The organism is Microbulbifer mixtoriginis (SeqCode) (genome assembly GCF_052466865.1).
This window is the reverse complement of sequence record NZ_CP174293.1, coordinates 539,786-559,141: the sequence shown is the minus strand read 5'-3', so window position 1 is coordinate 559,141 and position 19,356 is coordinate 539,786. Positions and strand designations below refer to the sequence as shown.

The window sequence follows — 19,356 nt, the reverse complement described above, 5'->3', positions numbered from 1 at the left end:
TTCTATGAAGCCCCAACACCTATCGTTGCCAGAGCCGTAGTGAGCTTGAGCTCGGAGACCAAATGATCGACCGTATAGTGGCTTTTAAGATGAATTACGCTTTGATAACTACCTACTTTGCCAGGCTCATCCGCCACACGAACTCGAGCTTCACGCAGGGGGTAACGTGCCAACATTTCCCAAGATAAATCATCTCGCCCAGTAGTATACTGGTCCAACCAATGCTGAAGCTGGCGCTCACAATCAGCAGCATTCATATAGGCACCCACCTTATCCCTAATCATCACCTTGATATAGTGAGCAAAGCGTGAGGCGCAAAGAATTTGTTGCAGCATAGAACTAATACGCGCATTCGCCGTAGCCGCTTTCGATGTATATTGTTTAGCTTTCTGAAGAGAGGGCACACTATTAAAAGCACTATATGGCGTGTCATAACAGTGGCTCAAGCATGCAAAACCCAGTTCTGATAGGTCCCTTTCTACAAAATCTGTAACCAGAATCGAAGTGGTCATCTTAACCATACCGGGGCGGCTGTCCGGCTTATAGGCCAGGGTGGGCAGCTGAGTCACCAATCCACCGCCAAGATGATCCCGTGCAACACCGCGAATATGGGAAAACCAACCAACTTCACTGAATTCGCGTAACAGTACTGCCCCCATAGCAAAGCAGGAATTCCCCCAAAGATATCGCCGGTTGTGAGATCCGCTAACCTGTTCCTCAAATCTCAACCCACGATATTCTGAAAACTCTAGGCTATAGGGCTCGCGCATAAGCACTTGAGGTAAAGTAATGGCTATAAAGCGACTATCCTCTAAATCTCTCAGGCTATTCCAGCGTATATATTCTTTTTGGCGAAAAACCTCAGAGAAGCGAATTGGCTTGGCCAAATCATCAAAATGATCGACGCCAAAAAGTTGAGGTGTTGCAGCACAGATAAATGGCGCGAAAGCGGCGGCGGCTGTATGGGCTATGCCTTGCAGGGTAAAAATATCATCGTAAGGGTGATCTGCCATCGGCCGATGCGAGATATAATAATCTCCCATTAACAAACCAAAGGGCTCTCCACCTGGAGTACCAAACTCTTCGTTATAAACTAAATGAAAAAGTCCAGACTGATCGAAATCTGGGGCCCTCTCCATATCTTTGCTCAAGTCTTTCCAGCTGGCATCTAGCAGTTTTATCTTAATATTGTCTGAATGTGGTGTATCAAATACCAGCATTGATAGACCACGCCAACTTGCCTCTAGACGCTGAAAACGAGGGTTATGAAGAATCCGATTAACTTGATCGCATATAAGCTCATCAAGCTCAACAATAATACGACTCAAATATTGGCGAACAGAAAAATTCTCCTTTTTTGGACAAGGACATATTTCTGTTAACCAGTATTCAAAAGAGAATAGTTCGTCTGGTTCGCGTAAAAAACGCTTTAATTCACCCTGATCTCCACTCGCTAAATTTTCCGGCAAAATATCTAAATAATCTTCTGTAAATTCTTTTTTTGTTGCGCAGGGCACCGGAAAACTCCCATTAGCATTTCTTACAGTTTCAAGTAATTTAAAGCTTTGATGAAGGCTTTTCAAAAAATAGCCCGCCCCTTATTCCGAGGCGGGCACATGTTTTTATCCAGCAGATGGGATATTGGCAACCATACGCATGGAGGTGGTCAACTCCTCCATTTGTAACCAGGGCTTCAGGTAGGCAACAGCACTGTAGCACCCAGGTTGACCTGGAATTTCCTTCACTTCAACTCGAGCTTCTGAAAGCGGATACTTTGCCTTCATCTCTGGGCTTGCGTCCGGATTTGAGTTGGTGTATTGGGTAATCCACTTATTCAACCAGCGTTCACAATCACTAGCCTCCATAAAGGAGCCAACTTTGTCCCGCGCCATTACTTTCAGGTAATGGGCAATTCTTGAAGTAGCCATCAGATAGGGAAGACGTGCAGAAATCGCCGCATTCGCGGTAGCATCCGGGTCGTCATAGGCTTTTGGTTTTTGCGCACTTTGAGCACCAAAAAATACAGAGTAATCGGTATTCTTGTAGTGACATAACGGCAAGAATCCTTGAGCGCTCAATTCGGCTTCACGGCGATCAGTAATACCGATCTCTGTTGGACATTTCTGGTCCATATCGCCGTCATCACTCTTGAATATATGTGAGGGCAGACCTTCCACTTTACCACCACCCTCGGCACCACGAATGGCTGTACACCAGGAATTCTCAGCAAAGGCCTTGGTCATGGTGGTGCCCATTACATAAGAGGCATTCATCCAGCAGTACTGGTCGTGGTCCGCAGGGCGTGAAACTCCAGATTCATCAACTTCAAACTCTTCAAAGTCAAAAGCTTCGATTGGCTTGGTATTTGCGCCATAGGGAGTTCTGGCCAGAGTCCGTGGCATAACCAGAGTAACGAAACGAGAATCTTCACTATCTCGGAAACTACGCCACTTAATATATTCAGCTGACTCAAAGATTCCACCGAGGTCACGGGGTTTCGACAGTTCGGTAAAGTTATCAAATCCAAACATACCGGAACCGGCTGCAGCAATAAACGGACAGAAACCCGCTGCCGCAACATTGGACATTTTACTCAGAAGCTCGATATCTTCAGGGTGACTGGTGAATTCGAAATCACCTATCATGCATCCGTATGGCTCACCACCTGCAATACCAAATTCTTCTTCATAAATCTTTTTGAAGGTCTGGCTCTGATCAAATTCAACTGCTTTATCCAGGTCTCGGAACAATTCGCGTTTGCTCAAATTGAGCATGCGAATCTTCATGGTTGCACCTGTTTCAGAATTCATCACCAGGTGATTCAGTCCGCGCCAGGAACCTTCAAGCTTCTGGAATTTTTCATCGTGCAGAATAGCGGCCATTTGCTTAGACATAGCCTGGTCAATTGCACTGACTGCTTTTTTGATTGTCTGGGTAAGGTTACGGTCCCAGGTTACGGTTCCTTTTAAAACCTGCTCTGTCAGGTTTGCGATCAGATCCTGGGCTTCCTGCGGTTCTGTTTGTTTGGTCGCGGCAATAGCCTGCTCCAGTAGGTTGACCGATTGTTCCTCAGCTTCACCTTCCGCAACATTTTCTACTTCTGTGCTCATTCTGAGTCCTCTCCTTTATCCTTGTTCAACCCCAACTGCTCGGAAATAGCACCGACATTTTCCGTACTTTTCAGGATGTCTTCTAAAACTTTTTCTAGTTCTTCAGAGCGGTCTGCCTTACTGAGAAGGTCACGTAATTTACTGCGTGCTTCCAAGAGTTGTTTCAGCGGCTCAACCTGATCGACGATTTTCTCTGGAGAAAAGTCATCCATATGATTGAAATCTAGATCAATACCAATTTTGCTGCCATCACCAGATAAGGTATTTTCCACCTGAAGATTCAGTTTTGGATTAACCTTGGTCATTACATCGTTAAAATTATCGCGATCAATTTGAACAAACTTACGATCTTTCAATGCTTTGCGATTTTCGGTGTTATCCCCTGAGTAGTCGCCCATTACACCAGCAACAAAGGGAAGTTCCTTTTTAACTTCCGCACCATTGGTTTCAACATCATAAGTTATATGTACACGTGGTTTGCGCACACGCTTAAGTTTATTGTGGATACTCTCAGACATCTCAGGTCTCCTTCCTAGATTTAGGGACTGCTGTTCTTAATTAATTACCAACCCGAGCTGGCTTCTTCTTGTGCTTGCCCACCCCAGCTATCCTCAGCTGCAGATGCAGCTTCAGTGGCTGTTGATGCTGGCTCAGATGCAGCTGGAATTGGTGATGGGGTATTACTCGTTACCGGCGGAGCTACATAACGTTGGGTATCCGTTCCATCGAGACGAACACCTGTCAACTGGGAATATAGGGCTCGGGACTGCTCATCTGGTAGTAACTCAGTCATCAATTCAGAGACTGTCATACGACCCCAGCCTATTAATCGCTCCAACCCTGGAGCCAAAGGAGTATGTGGCTCGTAGGTACGGAAATATTTCGCGGCCTGTTCTAGTAATTTAAGAGCATCCTCTCGGGAGCTAACCGGTCCGGTGGGTGCTGCAATAGCATTCGCAACTATTGTTGATGCCACATTGGGAACAGCTTCCTCAATGGGGGAGTTACTCTGTGTGTCTTCAGTTACTTCCGGTGCCTCATTCTGTGCTAGCGCATCAAGCTGACTCTTATAAATGAATCTCGCTGTACGCAATACTTCATCCAGTAGAGAGGAAATATTAGTTGATGGCGGTGCATCGTGACCGCAACTAGAGCGCAAAGCATCATTGATATTTTTATAGCTGCTAATAGTAGCTTCTATAGTTTCTATCAGATTCTTAGCCCATTCATTAGTCGCGCTGTTCACACATTGATCTACATCTTCCAGGCTATATCCCAGAGTCTCAATGCGGGCCGCTTTAGCATCTTCATCTGCGATACGATCTGCATCCCGGGCTTGCTGATGCTGGAAAAAAGAGAAATCTCCGTAATCCCCCTCCGGGGTTACTGGTGCACTACGGATCGGCATCATTAGCGTACCGTCACCGCCATCACCATTAAGGCCCGTCAGTGGTGCAACCGTAGTTTCAATACCATCCTCATCAGGAACTGGGTATAGGCCATCCCAAAAATTGGTAACCAGCTGCTCAATTAATAGAAAGCCATCTCTGAGGCCACTAAAGCCATGGAGACGAATTAGGGCCTCTGTATACCAGCTGGCCACTTCCAGATCTTTACTTTTCTTTGTCAGAATCTTTTCTGCGGCCTTTGCCACATCACGCCAAGGGGCCAGCAGATCAGAATCTGTGTCATCAAACATGGCCGAGCGCTCTGCGGCCCTAGCACTATTTCGCGCATCTTTGATGGAGTAGTAATCAGAGGTCGGTGATCGATCCTCCCGAATATCCTCACCGACAGGGCTCTCTGAAGAAATAGGAGCCGTGAGTTCTTCGATATTTATTGTATTTGGGAATGCCATGAAAAAAGTCCCTTCTACCCAATCAATTCCTTCAAGAAGATTTCCGAGAAGAGTACACGTTGTAAAGATCTAATCAAGGCAAATGACACAATGTAATCGCAATACCTTAAAAAAAGTGCACAGCGCACAATATTAAACAAATAATTTTTGTTATTTTTTTAGATTTTACAGCCGCTGACAAGCCGATTACACAGCAATTACAGCTGAGGCCTTACTTTCTGCGGTAGTCTCACTTTCCGGAGAGCATTGAAAACTTGCCACTATCTGAATAAATTCTGTTTTTGCTTGTGCAAAGCTTTGCAAAGAGGTCCATAGAAAAATGGTATAGAAACTCTCTTTGCCGCGAAAAAAAACAACCATATATTGAACCGAATCTTTGCCGACATTAGCACCCATCTCGTACAACAAACCCATTTGCCAATCGCGCTCTAGCACTTGTGGGCCACTTAGAAGGTTGCCATTAGATACTTTGCTCAAACACTGCTGCATCTGAGCCTCGGCATAGTCCGTGAGGCTTAGCTCTTCGGGAAGTTCAGTTCGCTTTTGCTCCAATACAATCAGGTACCGGTTTAATTCGGTATCACCAGCCTGAATTTCAGCGTTTGGATTCAAATTATTACAAACCACCCAATTACGCGGTGCGCACAGTTGCAGCTGCGAACCTTCACAGTGGAGTTTTCCCATAACCACAGGTAAATGAGAAGCACCACGCTCAACGGATTCTTTAGTAGAGTGCAACAAGTCAGAGTCCAAAAATAATTTGGAGTGCCAACCGGCCATCCATAATTTCTGAACAAAACGACAGGCTTCTGCACGATCTGCAGTCTTTCTAAGCTGTGAGCGGCTGCTAGCCATAAGCGCTTTAATTTGTGTAAAACTAAATCCAAACTCGCTACCCAGGGCTGATATTGCCTTTCGCCGCTCAAAAAGTGCTCTAATCTCCCCAGTAAATACCACGATATATGACATACCTTAACCCTTGCTTCCTGCAGTTATAGATAGGTTGGCGGATATTTGGACAACCAAAGAGCCCTGTACACTGGTACCTTTTTCCTAAATAGGCTATTCAATTAATTTCACTTATGCCATGAGCTTTAATGCATCTGGAGTAAGTTGCCATTGCTTCACCAAGCTCAAATGATTTAAAAACAATAGGGTTTTTATTGTTTAGCCTTAACCCTCTAGTGAAGTAGCCTCGCTTGATACTTTTTGAATAGCCGGCTTAAATTTGTTGACTGATGCAAAGACAGCATATGAGCGTATATTGGAGCTAAATAGCCACGCTCTTTTAAGCGTAAGAAGTCATTATCATCCAATGCATTCATACGCTCTGAAGTAACACAAAATACACCGGTTAATCGATGTTTGGTATTACCAGGTAAATCGACTACCACTACCTGCTCCTGAAAGAGTTCCATCTCAGTGAGGCAACGAATAAATTCTTTATTATTTGATTTCTGCTGATGAATTCCACTCAGTAAGTTTCTGGCCTGCAATAATGCATTTGTCGCTTGCCCCTCATCATCGAATAGCCTACTTCTATTTCCATCTAAGCTACCAAGTGAGAGAGAGGATGAATCCACACAAATTATTGGATTTGTTTCCAGTTGATCTTTGTAATGCAAGTAAAATGGATAAGCTCTCAATGTTGCCGGGATATAACCACCCAACCATTTATCCTGCTGAATAAAAAGATTCTGCCCCGGTTTTATACCTAATAAAGCACAACTTTCCAGGACATTCTCTTCTTGAGACTTTAAAAATATGATCGGACATTCTCCAGCTAGAGCCGTGAACTCGGGTAGGTACACTTGACAGATATGTCGAGTTTCACTGTGTGAAATATCACCGGTTAACACACTATGCCGCCGATGCTTATTACTATTTAAAGCCACTATTATTTGCTTCACACTAGATATCCTTTACCTATTTATTCACTGTCTTTGCTGACTGGCACCCAACATAGAGCAGTAAAATTCAGGGCTGGGTAAAGAGGGGCAAAGCACGCTGGTTGGGGCTAGATGCTGTGATCCTTCGCAAGACCACAGACTGTAACTGGCGAACTGCTTACGACATACCTGTCCGAGCAACCCCGCGTAGCGCTTTTCGTTACCCGAGGCATCATTACTCGCGACAAAGAACTCACTCTGTGCTGCAGCTGTAGCCAGCTGCCCCAGTTCTACCGGCACCTCACTAAAGGCCTCGAACAACTGATCTGCATGGAGCATATTTTGCAGTGCGCTGACAGCCAATTCTGTAAGTTCCCGATACCACCTATCTGCATCTGACATAAAGTTAATTATGTCGATAGAGGAGGGCAACGGTGCGGCGATAGTCAAAGGAAAATAACGCCCCACACTATCCACACTAGGCACTAGAACCCCTACCCAGGGGTTCTCATCAATGATTCCTTTACTGTGGGCAAAGCGCCAGACCGGACTGGTCAAATAATAGTCCAGCCAGCTTTCACCCATTATTTCTCGGGAGCCATGCACTGCACGCTGCAGCCATTCATCCCACACCCTGACGAAACTCGCTGGAAGCTGACGCTGGATAAAATCCCCATGCCCAGGAAGCTTGCCAAAGATACCTATGCTGCTTTGCAAGTCACTCACTCCCTACTACAGAGTTTCCGGGCACCGATAACCACGCAGTAAACTGCGATCGAAAGGATTATTTATATTCGAAGCCACTAGTTTGAATTGTGCTTTCCGCCCTTCTTCAGAGAAGGTCACCAAACGCTCCGCATTGCTTCGCCCTGTCTCAAGATCTGAGCTTGCAAGAAGTCGATACCAAGCCCAATCTCCTTCGAAATGTTTACGGTGTACGGTTTCATTGAGATCTTCAAAGATAATCCGCACCCGATTACTCTCGCCACCGCGCCAGGTGAGTTTTTTACTGGTCTTGGGGCCATGTGAATAGGGAACACGTTGATCTCCCAGCTCAAGTTCAAACAGGCGCACACTGGAATCCAGCTTGGTTGGCTCTATACGGAAAGAATAAGCTGCGCTTTCTCCCGATTTGAAGAAGGTCTTACGAATCTTCTCCGCTCTACGCAGCTGGGACAGCGTTTCAGTTGAAAGGCTCATACCCTGCCCTTCCACATACTTCACTTTCCAATTTCTTGTATCGACGAAAGGCTTTAAGTATTCAGTAACAAACTTTTGCTCAATGCCCCCAGGCTTGAAGTATTGATTAAATTCAATAACTGGTACTTCCTGGTCCCGGTCACTGCGCAGCGGATAGCGATTTGCCAGGCTGCTGGCGTAGCTTTGATAAACTTGCTCACGCCATACCCGGTTTAGATGCCCCTTGGCTTTCGACATGACCAGAGCCCAAGTGCTGTCAGCAATTTCGGTCAGCCATTTATCAAAAGGCGCCGGCGCATTGGCCGCTTTGACTCTTAGCTGCTTAATCGCATCGCCGCCCCCAGCAAAACGGGCTTTGGCACTGGCGAACGCCGCTTCATTGGAGTCTGGAGCACTGTCAATTTCAGTCAGATATTCCTGAATCTTATTGATAGTCTGGAGATACTCCTGAACCCGTGCGGGTCTGCCTTTCTCGCTTTGTGTGATGCGCTGTATTTCCTCAAAGCGCACATCGACAATATTAGGCTTGTAGCGGTCCTTCAACGCCCCTGCCGCGCTATCAAGTGCCGCACCACCGAGTCGACGAGTTGTACTGGATACCGGTAAAGGCACCCCCTTGGCATCCACCGACAGCTCCGGTCGCAATGTCAGGCGTGTGTTATCCGAAGTAATTTCCGTGATTGCCAGCAATGGGGAATAAATGGGGTCTGACAGGGTTGAGAGAACCTCAAGCGCCTGGGAAGTGCTGTTGAATCTGCGAATGCTGAAACCGCCAAGGAAGGATTGCCAGTGCTGAAGATACTCCCCCAGATAAATACGCTTTACATCCTCGCCAAGTTTCGTCCGGTCGGCTTCGGTAAAGTCCTCACCACTGAGTTCCCCACCGTAGATCCAGCGCTCATCCGCCATAGTGGTCATCAACTGGGAATCTGCACCAAAGTCCACGTCCTTATAACCCGCCTTGGTATATAGGAAGGGGATACTAAAGCGTGAATCGCCAGCTCTCACACCAAACACCCGTTGGGTATCACCGCCGATTTCCTGATACAAGTCGACAGAGGTCTGCCCAAGATCGCTATTTTGCAATTGCGCAAACAGCCTTTGCGGCACAGGGATGCGTCGCAGCTGTTGGCGGGCGCGAGCCACTACACGCTCATTTTGTTGAACACTTTCAGGTATTGGACGCGCCAACAATTGATCGAGGTGGTAGCGTAAATTATCTTGCTCCTGAGCTTCGCCGGGTAATTGGCGTTCCCAGCGGGCGCTGTAGTAGCCCTCAACGGTCGTGATGTCCAATTTGTCCGGGTTGAAGAACATCAGATAGGTTTTGAGGGTACTGACCAGTGCAGGATCATCACTCCCCAAGCGGCTGAGGTTACTTTCAATATCCCGCAATAGCGCCGGTAAAAAGATCTCTTCAAGCTTTTGCCGGTAGAGGTTATCCAGCGTCTGATCTATACGGGTGTCATACAATCCCAGATTGGAGATCCAGGGGTGTTCCTCGCGGTCATACACCGAAGTCGCCTGCCGCAAGGGTTCAAGCATCTGCAAAACATTCGCCGGCGTAGGCCTCTTACCATTTAGCTTTTCCTCAGCTTGCTCATAGGCCGCCAGGTGGTCATTGACTTCCCCCATGGACAATTTGTTGGATGCGAGACTGCCACTCCAGAGAAAGATCGAACCCACAAATGCCGCAGCTAAAGTGACATATACCCCTCTGCGCAACCACAGGTTAGCGCTCTCTACCTTGCGATTGACTCCCACCAATTCAGCTTCGGGGAATACCACATCCTTGAGCAGGCGATTCAGGAAGAAACTTTTTCCAACCCTCTGGAATTTGGGCCCAACACTGCGCTCCAGGCCAAAATCCGCTGTTACCGAAGCCATCATACGGTCTACCGGGCTGCCCTCCTGGGTACCACTGGTAAAATATATACCGCGAACCATAGGCACAGTTTCATAGCGGTTTGGCTCGAAAGTCTGCTTGATAAAGTCCGCTAAAATATCTGACAAACTCTCCATGCGGGCGGGAAATCCCTGCAGCAGCGCGCGCTTCTCAACATTGCGCTCCTGGTGCACACGCCACAACACTCTCTGATTTAAGCGCTCAATCAGCTGGTTAAACTCGGCCCTGAAGTTATCCAACGGCGCGCCGACAGTGGCATTGGCTTCACGGGGGAAGCTCATACCCCAGACCTGCTCGCGCTCCGCCTGTGAAAGGTTGTCAAAAAATTCACTAAAGCCCGCTACCAAGTCACACTTGGTAAAGGTGAGGTAAATAGGGAAACGTATTCCCAGCTCCTGCTGGAGTTCATTCACTCGCGAACGAATCGTCTTGGCCTGATGTTGGCGCTGTTCATCGGTCTGCACCATCAGGTCCTGCAAACTGATGGCAACCAGGGCACCATTAATCGGCCTGCGACGACGATAGCGTTTCAATAGCCCGAGGAATGCGCGCCAGGCACTGTTGTCGTAAACCCGGTGGCTGTCCTGAGTGGTATAACGGCCGGCGGTATCGATCAAAACTGCATCGTTGGTAAACCACCAATCGCAATTTCTCGTGCCGCCAACTCCTCCCAGGGCTTCTTTACCGTGGCTTTGCGCCAGGGGAAATTCCAACCCTGAATTTACCAACGCAGTAGTTTTGCCGCAGCCGGGTGGACCAATAATGACGTACCAGGGCAGCTGGTAAAGGGACACCTTGCCCTTCTCTGACTTAAAGCGAGCGTTGCGCAATACATCCATGGCCTCGCGGAAACGCCCCGATAAAGCCTCAAGCTCTTCGAGGGAATGCTCTTCATCCGGATCCTGGGTATCTTCCTGAGACTCTTCAATGCCCTTAATCAGAGCCTGGTTTTGGCGCCGTTCAACCAGCCACTGGCTCAGGTTCCACACCAACCAAATTGCGAAAATAAAAACAATGATGGTAATGCGAACTGTATGGGACAGTGTGGCGTTATCACTGCCAAACTTGATGTAATCCGCCCCAAACCAAATCAGAACAGACAGGGCTGCGAGGCCGATAATGCCAAGCACCCATTTATTGGTAAAAAAGTCGCGCAAGCGTTTCATGAATAGCTCCATCTCCCGGGCTCAGTCGGCACCGGATCAATTCGGTCCGAGTGTCACCCTTCCCCTTGCGGGGGCTCGCTGTCACTGCCTGTTAATTCCACTACTCGGTCAGCCACAGGGGTGGTCGTTTCGTAAAGCCACCAGCGATAGCCGCTGTAGGTGGCAACCAACAACCCCAGTGCGACGCTCATAATCACCCACAAAGGCATGTAGTGAATCAGGCCCGACTTGCGCTCGACACAGCCCTGCCAGTGGGGAGAGAGATCGCGGTCCATTGCCGATTTGTGCTGCTCTATGGTCCGATAAAGCTCATCGCGAATCTGCTCAATCTGCTCGTGGCCCCGCTGCACCAAGCGATACTTGCCTTGAAAACCGAGACTGAGGCAAAGATAAAAGAGCTCTAACAACTCCAGATGAGACGCAGGGGTTTCCAGCATACGCTGCAGAATGGAAAAACATTTCTCACCACCAAACGTCTCCTTGTGGAACAGGCTGAGCAACGAGTGCTGACTCCAACCACTCGCCGTACCCCAGGGCGTAGTCAACACCACTTCATCCACAACGGTACACAGCAGATAGCGCGCGGTAAGCACTGCCTCAGGGGCCAGGCCCAGCTGTTTGGATTCCCGCTCAAATGCCTGAATTTCCTTGGTCAGCCGCTTGTGCAGATCCGGCACATTGGAGTGATTCATGGTTGTGCGCAGCTTGATAATCACCCCCAGCAGCTTGGAGGCTGCGGAGACCAGGGGATTCAAACTATTGCGAATCTGCATATCCGCTGAACTGCCGGGATTGGCAAAGAACTGCGGCTGTGCAGATGAACCGGGCTGCACCGGAGCTGCGGCACCTGGAGTGGGAATCATTACGGTCCTGTCACCTGCATTGGGCGACGGTGGAGGGCTGAAGCTGTCGTTGCTCATATCAGTTATTCCTTATGGCCCAGAGCTCCATGGTCAGCCCCGGAAATTCCGCGCCAAGATGCACCGCAAAGCCCCCAGATCTCTGCATGGCCTGCCACAGCTCACCGCTGCGCTCCATTTCGAAATAGGTAAAACCCGCGTGATAGGGAATTTGTCTCGGCGCCACTGGCAAGGGGCGCAATGACAATCCCGGCAGCTGAGCGGAAATCAACTCACGGATAGCTTCCACTGGCGCCACTTTGGCCTGCGTGGGGAAACGACTGCGCAACAGGTCGCCGGGCATATCGGCTTTAGCAGCCATCACGAAGCTGGCCGTTTTCAGTAGCGAGGGATCGGAGACCGGGGCCACATAAATACCAAACTTTCTCTGCACCAATTCCATGGCAATAGCAGTCTGCTCCAGAACTGTAGAGAGCGACTGGCGCAGGGCTGAAAACAACCCAGCAAAGCTGAGTTGTAGGTTTTCGTGCGAGTAACTGGGGATTTCCGGTGGGCGCTTGGTCGATGAAGTAAATGTCGACAGCTCACCAGCCAATTGCAGCAACTCCACAAACAAACTGTGCGGGTGCAGGCGTGGCTGAGCTGTAATTTGTTTTAGCAGGGGTTCAAAACGATTAATAACCTGCAGCAACAGGTAATCGGCAATCTCTGCTGAGCCGCTGCGGCCACTATCACTCAAGCGGTGTCCCAGCGCGGAGCCGCGGTGATCCAACAGGCCTTTAACCTCTTCGATATAGGCTTTGATTACCGCTGAAGTCTCTGCATTCAATAGCGGTGGAATATAGTCAGAATCCAACTCGACCGGTTTCTCCGGCTGGCGCTCGCGTATTCTGGCGATACCAATAGACGCGTACCCACTGAGATCATCGCTCTCAAGCTTGAGACACACTCGCAGTTTGCCCACCTGGATACGGGCAGACTCCCCGGAGGCTGCGGCACTATTGCGCGCATCGAAGTTTGCTGTCTGGTAGCGCGCCTGGGGAAAATCTTCCTGGTCACGGATGGATTCCTGGCTGCCGGGACGCTTCATCGGTACACATAGATAGACGATCTCATCGCGGGTGTTAACCGGCACATCCAGGACATCCGGTAGGATTTCATTTTCCGGTGCAAGAATTGGCGTACCATCGGGAAATATCGCACGTACACGGGATAGCGATATCTTTCCCATAGAGAGCGGTTCACTATCGATCGCCAGCTCCAGCACACCCCAGGTATAGGGCCCCAGCGAAGCTGTGCGAGCCTCAACTAACTGTTCGAGATAGCGGTCCTGCTGCTGGAAATGTTGAGGGCGTAAAAACATGCCCTCACTCCAGATCACCTTGTTGTTAACCGACATATGTCTTCCTTGTAAAACCCAATTCCACTTGAAGTGGGCTTAATTAAACCTGTGCTGAGCGACGCTCTATTTAGATTTTTCCGCTTCCTGAAGACGCTTCTTCATCAAGTCATAGTCTTCACTGGAGATTGTCACCGTGTCGCCCTTCTTCCCACTGGTATCGTTGCGAGATAGCGGTGAAACAATGCCTCGGCGTCGCTTGGCGATATTATCGGGTGTGCCGATACGCGTGTCGGCCAAGGCAATCTGATAACTATTCTTTTTGTGGTCGGTTATCGGCAGCACCATGAGTGCATCGGCTTTTTGATACTGCACAAATTCTGCCAATAAACCGATGTACTTCACTTCTGGAGTCAAAGGCAGCTCTTCCACACGCTGCTCACCAGGTGCGAACTCCTTCAGGATAACGGTATCAAGGAGATCCTTGCCGAGACGGGATTCCGCATTTTCATAAAGATTAAGGAAATCCTCTCGGGCAAACTGGCGGTCGTCTGCCAGCATAAACACGCGCACTACCACCGGCGATGCACGACCATCATCATCCGGATTGACGTCATTGCGGATGTTGACCGAGAGCTCGACACTGGTATCCAGATTCAGGGTGCGCCTAGTTGTTTGGCACGCTGCCAGACTGACTACCAGTATTCCGAGTAGGGTGAATTTCAGTAACTTTGTTATGGACACGACCAATTCCCTCTTCCGATCTATTAATTTTTCAGCTGTCTGGCATTCTTCAGCTCAGACAACTGGTTTTCATAAGTCACAGCAAACTCATCACCGAAAAGCTTGCGGTAACAAGCATCCGGATCGCCCACTAATTCCCGATACATCGCGCTGAAGCCCTCCCATTTCTTTGCATTCTTATTGCCGAATACACCAGAGGTATTCCCCAGGCGACGTTCAATATTGTCCGGGCTGAAATACTGCAACATCGCACTGTAACCAGCGCGCATCCCCGCCAGCACCGCGACCTGGTGATCGGAGAGATCATCGAAACTATCCTGCACCGCCTCCTTCGGCTGTAAAAAAGCACCATTACCGGCGAACATCGCCTCCAGCGCATCTCTCTCCGTGGCACTGAATTTCAGTGGGTTATTCGCCTCTGTCTGGATCATAGTGCGCTGTACACGCAGCTCATTCTTGATACTGCTGCGCGCACGTAGGAGGTCGATCAGGCGGGAAACCGTTTCGCGGACGATCTCCGCGGCCTGTTGATCGGCTATTTGTTGTTGCCCAGGATTCATATTCAGGCCCAGCGTTGCCGCCAGCACACTGGATACCGGAGGAACCGGGGCTGGCTGCACCGGTGCTACCGGTACTTCAGGCGCCGGGCTCTGCTGAACAGGAGCCGGTTGTTGCAATTGGGAAAAGCTCTGCCCCTGAGAGGCAAAACCCATAGGGCTTGCAGGAGGCGCCTGTGCAGTATCAAAGCCCGGTGCGCCCGCTACCTGTTGTCCCTGTATTGCCGCAAAAGAATCCGCAAAAGGATTATCCTGTGGAGCCTGCGGGGCTTGTGGCTGCATTTGTACCGGAGGTGGTGACACTGGCGCTGGGGCGAACTGGGGCTGCTGTTGGGCAACTGGCTGTGATGGGGGCGCAAGCGGAGGCTGAGGAGCTACCTGGGGTTGCGGAGCTGGCGCCTGGAAAGATTGCGGCTGAGGTGCTTGAGGCTGTGTGGAGGGAGGAGCCTCAAATGATTGGGCCGGAGTTTGTGGAGCAATTTGCATAGAGTGTTGATCTGCCGGCACATGGTCCTGGGCACTGCCATCTTTCCACCACTCATCATCGGACCATTGCCCTGGCGCCGCCTGCCCTTGGGGTTCGCTACCAAATGAACCGAGTCCCTGCACATCTGACGATCCGAAAGACTGTGGCTGCTCAAAAGCCGACATAGGGTCCAGTGGACCCGGATCTGCAGCCAGTAAATCATCCTGCGCGGGAGCACTCTGACTACTCTGTGGGACGTAACCCCATTCGCCAGACTGGGAAATATCGTTGCTGCCACCGGGTTCCAACCAGTTATCCAGCTGCTTTGCCTCCGCTTGGCTCTGCATCTTGGCCATAGCACTGGCATTGAAGGTGGTGCGATCGGAAGTATCGAGAAAATCGGCACTGCCCAATCCCTTTGGCAGGTCACTTTCGGCCTGAGGCTGTCGCAACGTCACCTTGAGGCGATATTCACCCACATTGATGATATCCCCCTCGCTCAGAGGGAGTTTATTGCCTTTACCCAGCGGGTTATCGCCATCGTTATGATAGGTACCGTTAGTGCTGGTATCTGTCAGGAAAAATTGCCCATCACTGAAAGAAATTTGCGCGTGCTGAGATGAGACAACACGTTCGGGATCGGGTAGCACCCAGTAATTATCAGCAGAGCGCCCCAGACTACCCCCATCTTTAGTGAACAGCTTGGTGTGCTTGAGCATATTGGCCCCTGCGGGGTCGGCCAATACTGAGAGAATTAGATCCATGTCTTCCTGACTCACACAGTTGTTGTACTTCGCTCATCCGCTGGGACACAAACTACCAAGGAGAGCGAAAATGATTCGGGCACAATGGCCTTCCACACAAGAAATTCAAACCCGGCCTACAGAGAATGCCGTGACCGGGAAATACTTTTTAACTCCAGGGCCCTTTTAATTCTCCACCGGCGAGAGATCTTAAACTGGGGAGGACAATCTGATCGCGGCCCTGTACCGAGCGCATAGTACTCAGCCCCGCCTGACTAAACTCTGCTGCTGCACGATCGGTAAGCAACGCTTCAGCACAGGGGGTGATCCACTGTCCCTGGGGCAGTTTACGCAGATGCAAAGGCAGGCTTTCATAGGTTGCAGAGGTGGGAGCCTGGAATCTGCCGGTTGTGGAAAAACCCTGGCAGATAGCCAAGGCGAGCAGATAGGCACTATTACCCCACTGGTAGTATTGATGGCCCTGATCGGGGGTTAGTTCTTCAAAATCAAAATGCTCAGTGGTGGAGGTCTCACGGCCAAATGGCAGCCGTAACATAAAGCGTGGGGAGGCCAGTGCAACATACTCACTGGCGGAGTAATCCCGTACCGCCTGCCAGCTTTCGGCAAAGCGCTCACTCAAGGGATAATACCAATCATCTGGATCAACTGATCCTGCCAAGCTGGGACAGCCGGCCAGTTTGGTGTCCCCTCCGAGAAGCAGAGTACTTCCAGCCGCTTCCGCAATAGTGGAGAGATCGATCAACAGATGCAGATCCCTCTCCTCGTCCGTAATAAAGAAGTCACCCAACACGAGGTTGTAGGGACGATCACCGGCGACTGTTTCACGCTCAACCAGTAATTTAAAAACCTGAGACTTTTCCAGATCGCTCTCAGCACTGGCAAAATCGGCAAGCAGCTCTTCCTTGCTGACATCAATCAGGTGCAGCTGCAAATTTGGGTGTTCGTCTAGTCGCCTCATTAAGAAATGCAGACTGAGCCAGCTCGCCTCCAACTGGCGGAAATCACTATGATGCATCACCTTGCGCATAGTGTCAGAGGTCGCCTCGGCCAAGGCGTTTAAATACTCCCCTTGCATGGGATCCACGCTTTTTTGTACATAGGGGGCAACAATGTCCCTAATCAGTTGATCCACCTGGAAAGCACTGCCATTTTCCCTAGCCAGGCGCTCGCGACCCGCCGCGAGAATCTCATCGAGGATTGACTGCTCAGATGAATAATCCGCAGCCTCTTGGCCCGTTTCAGTCAGCTCCGGTTTCCACTGACGAATCTCCTCTGCGGCTTGCTGGAATTGGCCAGGATCACGCAGGCGTTGACCGAGCGCTATAAAATGTTTGAAAAGCGGTAGACGGCTGTAGAGGTAATCCGGGTGTAAATCATCGAAACAAGGTAATTGCAGCGGCTCATCCATCACCGGCAACTGCAGGCTCACCCTAAGATCACTGAATACTCCTTCAAAAGTATCCCGGTTCAGCACATATACCCTGCGCTGAGCAATAGTCTCAGGCTCGCACTGACGACGGCTGGAGCGACCACTAAAATCGCCCAAGATTGCGACTTTTAGAATATCACTGCCATGGTCCATGGTTTCTTCCTTTTTATTTTTATCGCCGTGGATTTGAAATCCGGCAGCTATAGTGGCTTTGCTCACAGTTAATTATCCACAGGTAAAAAAAATACGCAGCACAACGAAACCTCTTGTACTCATCATGCGTTTTTATCTATTTGGTTTCCACTACTTGTTTTTCGATTTTATTCGACTTTCTTGGTCGTCCCCTTTTCAGCGGACGAACCCTCTGATTGGCGATTTGTTCAATCTTATCTTTAAAAGCATCTCCACCCAGAACATGCCCCAACTTAATGGTTTCAGCGATGTAATCCAGTAGCCGGCTATCAAAGCTATAGCGAAAAAGCTGGCGATAAGCCTGTGCACGTTGCCCGGCATTTTCACCCAAGTCGGTATATAAACGATGATCTTTAATCAAATTATCATGCTTAGTGTTTACATGATGATTGAAACTTGACCACTGATAATTTCCCAGTGAGTCAGCAAGTCCCAAATAAAGAGGGCGCAGTTCCACATAGCGGTAGCAGGTCAGCAAGTAGGCATCGGAGTCAATCAAGCTGGATTTATAACGCCCTCGCCAAATGGTGCCGGAACGCTTGTAACGGTGATTGACAAACTGTACGTAACGACGCCCTAGAGATTGCATCATTGAAGGTATGCCATCTGGAACCCTCGGGGTGGCAATAATCTGAATCATATTGGGCAGTAGGACGTATGCATGCACATCCACATGGTACTGATCAGCAGCATTGCGCAAACTAATCAAATAATATTGATAATCCTCCTCATCAAAGAAGCACGGCAAATTATTGTGACCAACTTGCACAATATGCTGAGGGATATCTATTAGATTGAGCCTGGGCAAACGAGGCATTTTGCCAGCAAATCCTTTTTTATAAGGCGCAATGCCTTTCTAGTGATGAATAAAGGTTTTATTATCGCAAATCAGGGAAAAAAATTTCAAACTTAGTCTACTGCCAAGTTAACATGAACTCTGGTTAGTGGTTGTAATCATGTTACGCTGCATTTTGTTGCTATTTAAATAAAGGGGAGTTGCACCAGACATGGATCAGATAAGTCTGGCGGTCAACGGACGCACTGACATTGGTCAAGTTCGCGAGGAAAACGAGGATAGTATTCGCTGGTATGCCAGCGCCGACCAACCTTTCGCCTATATCGTGATAGCGGATGGTATGGGGGGATACACAGGCGGTGCCACAGCTAGCAAAATAGCGGCAGAAACCGTTCAATTCCATTTAGAAGATCTTTTAAAACATACCTTTCTCTCCTGCACACCCGAGCAACAACAATTGATTTTACGCGCGACTTTGATCGACGCTATCAACAGTGCCAACAACGCCCTCCTAAACACAAAAAATACCAACCCGCATTTTGCAAAAATGGGAACAACAATTGTTGTCGCTGTTATGTGGCACGATTTTCTGATCGTCGCGCATATTGGTGATTCTCGCGCTTATCTATGGAATAACTTCGGCTTACAGCGCCTTACACGCGATCACAGTGTTGTTCAGGAAATGATAGACAGTGGTCAAATAAGCGAGGAGCAGGCACAGCAATCCAGTGTGCGAAATCACATAACCCGCGCTTTGGGCGTTTCCAATTCTGTAGAAGCAGAAATTAATAGCTGGAAATTAACAGAGAACGCTTTGCTATTACTCTGCACCGATGGCTTAACTGAATATCTGGACGATCATGCGATTGAGCGAGTGCTTGCCACTCACCGCCCCGCTCTGGAATGTGTTTATCGCTTTATTGATGATGCCAACAGAATGGGAGGGCGCGACAATATCAGTGCGGGTATTCTTGAATACTCCTCCCAACCCGCAGCGCAGATACTCGCACAAGAGCAGAGCGCAACCCAAAGACCAAAATCACCAGATGTAACTATCAGAAAAGCGCAACGATAAAACTG

The 19,356-nt window shown here is 49.2% G+C and carries 15 protein-coding genes; 1 reads left to right on the top strand and 14 read right to left on the bottom strand.

The genetic code is table 11. From position 1 onward, the window contains the following. Positions 1-2 precede the first annotated feature (2 nt). The 14 genes from tssC (ACJJJA_RS02555) to ACJJJA_RS02490 all read right to left on the bottom strand — a co-directional run bounded on the left by tssC (ACJJJA_RS02555) (position 3) and on the right by ACJJJA_RS02490 (position 18,297). On the bottom strand, positions 3-1,517 hold the full coding sequence (gene tssC / locus ACJJJA_RS02555) for a type VI secretion system contractile sheath large subunit (protein WP_444887811.1): 1,515 nt from the start codon (positions 1,515-1,517) through the stop codon (positions 3-5). Positions 1,518-1,622: 105 nt separating this feature from the next. Continuing rightward, the gene (tssC, locus tag ACJJJA_RS02550) at positions 1,623-3,110 is read right to left on the bottom strand and encodes a type VI secretion system contractile sheath large subunit (RefSeq protein ID WP_252084228.1); all 1,488 of its coding nucleotides are present in this window, start codon (positions 3,108-3,110) and stop codon (positions 1,623-1,625) included. Then, positions 3,107-3,628, bottom strand: coding sequence for a type VI secretion system contractile sheath small subunit (tssB, locus tag ACJJJA_RS02545; protein WP_252084227.1), 522 nt, complete (start codon positions 3,626-3,628; stop codon positions 3,107-3,109). Before tssB ends, tssC (ACJJJA_RS02550) begins: the two co-directional genes overlap by 4 nt. Positions 3,629-3,672: 44 nt before the next feature. Then, positions 3,673-4,968, bottom strand: a complete 1,296-nt coding sequence (tssA, locus tag ACJJJA_RS02540; RefSeq protein WP_444883478.1) for a type VI secretion system protein TssA — start codon at positions 4,966-4,968, stop codon at positions 3,673-3,675. A 186-nt stretch (positions 4,969-5,154) separates the two neighbouring features. Continuing rightward, positions 5,155-5,937 carry a hypothetical protein gene (locus ACJJJA_RS02535; RefSeq protein ID WP_444903666.1) on the bottom strand — a complete coding sequence of 261 codons (783 nt, stop codon included), beginning with the start codon at positions 5,935-5,937 and terminating at the stop codon, positions 5,155-5,157. Between the two features lie 212 nt (positions 5,938-6,149). Further along, positions 6,150-6,878, bottom strand: coding sequence for a SapC family protein (locus tag ACJJJA_RS02530; protein WP_444903665.1), 729 nt, complete (start codon positions 6,876-6,878; stop codon positions 6,150-6,152). A 24-nt stretch (positions 6,879-6,902) separates the two neighbouring features. Beyond that, positions 6,903-7,574: a type VI secretion system-associated protein TagF gene (gene tagF, locus ACJJJA_RS02525; RefSeq protein ID WP_444903664.1), complete on the bottom strand. Its 672-nt coding sequence runs from the start codon at positions 7,572-7,574 to the stop codon at positions 6,903-6,905. A gap of 15 nt (positions 7,575-7,589) precedes the next feature. Beyond that, entirely contained in the window at positions 7,590-11,129 is a 3,540-nt protein-coding gene (tssM, locus tag ACJJJA_RS02520) for a type VI secretion system membrane subunit TssM (protein ID WP_444903663.1), read from the bottom strand. A 53-nt stretch (positions 11,130-11,182) separates the two neighbouring features. Beyond that, the gene (gene icmH / locus ACJJJA_RS02515; protein ID WP_444903662.1) at positions 11,183-12,049 is read right to left on the bottom strand and encodes a type IVB secretion system protein IcmH/DotU; all 867 of its coding nucleotides are present in this window, start codon (positions 12,047-12,049) and stop codon (positions 11,183-11,185) included. Between the two features lies 1 nt (position 12,050). Next, positions 12,051-13,388 (bottom strand): type VI secretion system baseplate subunit TssK, encoded by a 1,338-nt coding sequence (tssK, locus tag ACJJJA_RS02510; protein WP_444883473.1) that lies wholly within the window; start codon positions 13,386-13,388, stop codon positions 12,051-12,053. A gap of 66 nt (positions 13,389-13,454) precedes the next feature. Continuing rightward, entirely contained in the window at positions 13,455-14,072 is a 618-nt protein-coding gene (gene tssJ / locus ACJJJA_RS02505) for a type VI secretion system lipoprotein TssJ (RefSeq protein ID WP_444887806.1), read from the bottom strand. 23 nt (positions 14,073-14,095) lie between these two features. Continuing rightward, positions 14,096-15,874 (bottom strand): type VI secretion system-associated FHA domain protein TagH, encoded by a 1,779-nt coding sequence (gene tagH / locus ACJJJA_RS02500; RefSeq protein WP_444887805.1) that lies wholly within the window; start codon positions 15,872-15,874, stop codon positions 14,096-14,098. A 133-nt stretch (positions 15,875-16,007) separates the two neighbouring features. Further along, positions 16,008-17,507 (bottom strand): type VI secretion system contractile sheath domain-containing protein, encoded by a 1,500-nt coding sequence (locus ACJJJA_RS02495; RefSeq protein WP_444883470.1) that lies wholly within the window; start codon positions 17,505-17,507, stop codon positions 16,008-16,010. Between the two features lie 70 nt (positions 17,508-17,577). Beyond that, the gene (locus ACJJJA_RS02490) at positions 17,578-18,297 is read right to left on the bottom strand and encodes a transposase (protein WP_252084216.1); all 720 of its coding nucleotides are present in this window, start codon (positions 18,295-18,297) and stop codon (positions 17,578-17,580) included. A 190-nt stretch (positions 18,298-18,487) separates the two neighbouring features. Here ACJJJA_RS02490 and ACJJJA_RS02485 point away from each other — a divergent pair, with 190 nt between their 5' ends. Next, a complete protein-coding gene (locus ACJJJA_RS02485; protein WP_252084215.1) occupies positions 18,488-19,351 on the top strand; it encodes a Stp1/IreP family PP2C-type Ser/Thr phosphatase in 864 nt (287 codons plus the stop codon). The last annotated feature ends 5 nt before the right edge of the window (positions 19,352-19,356 follow it).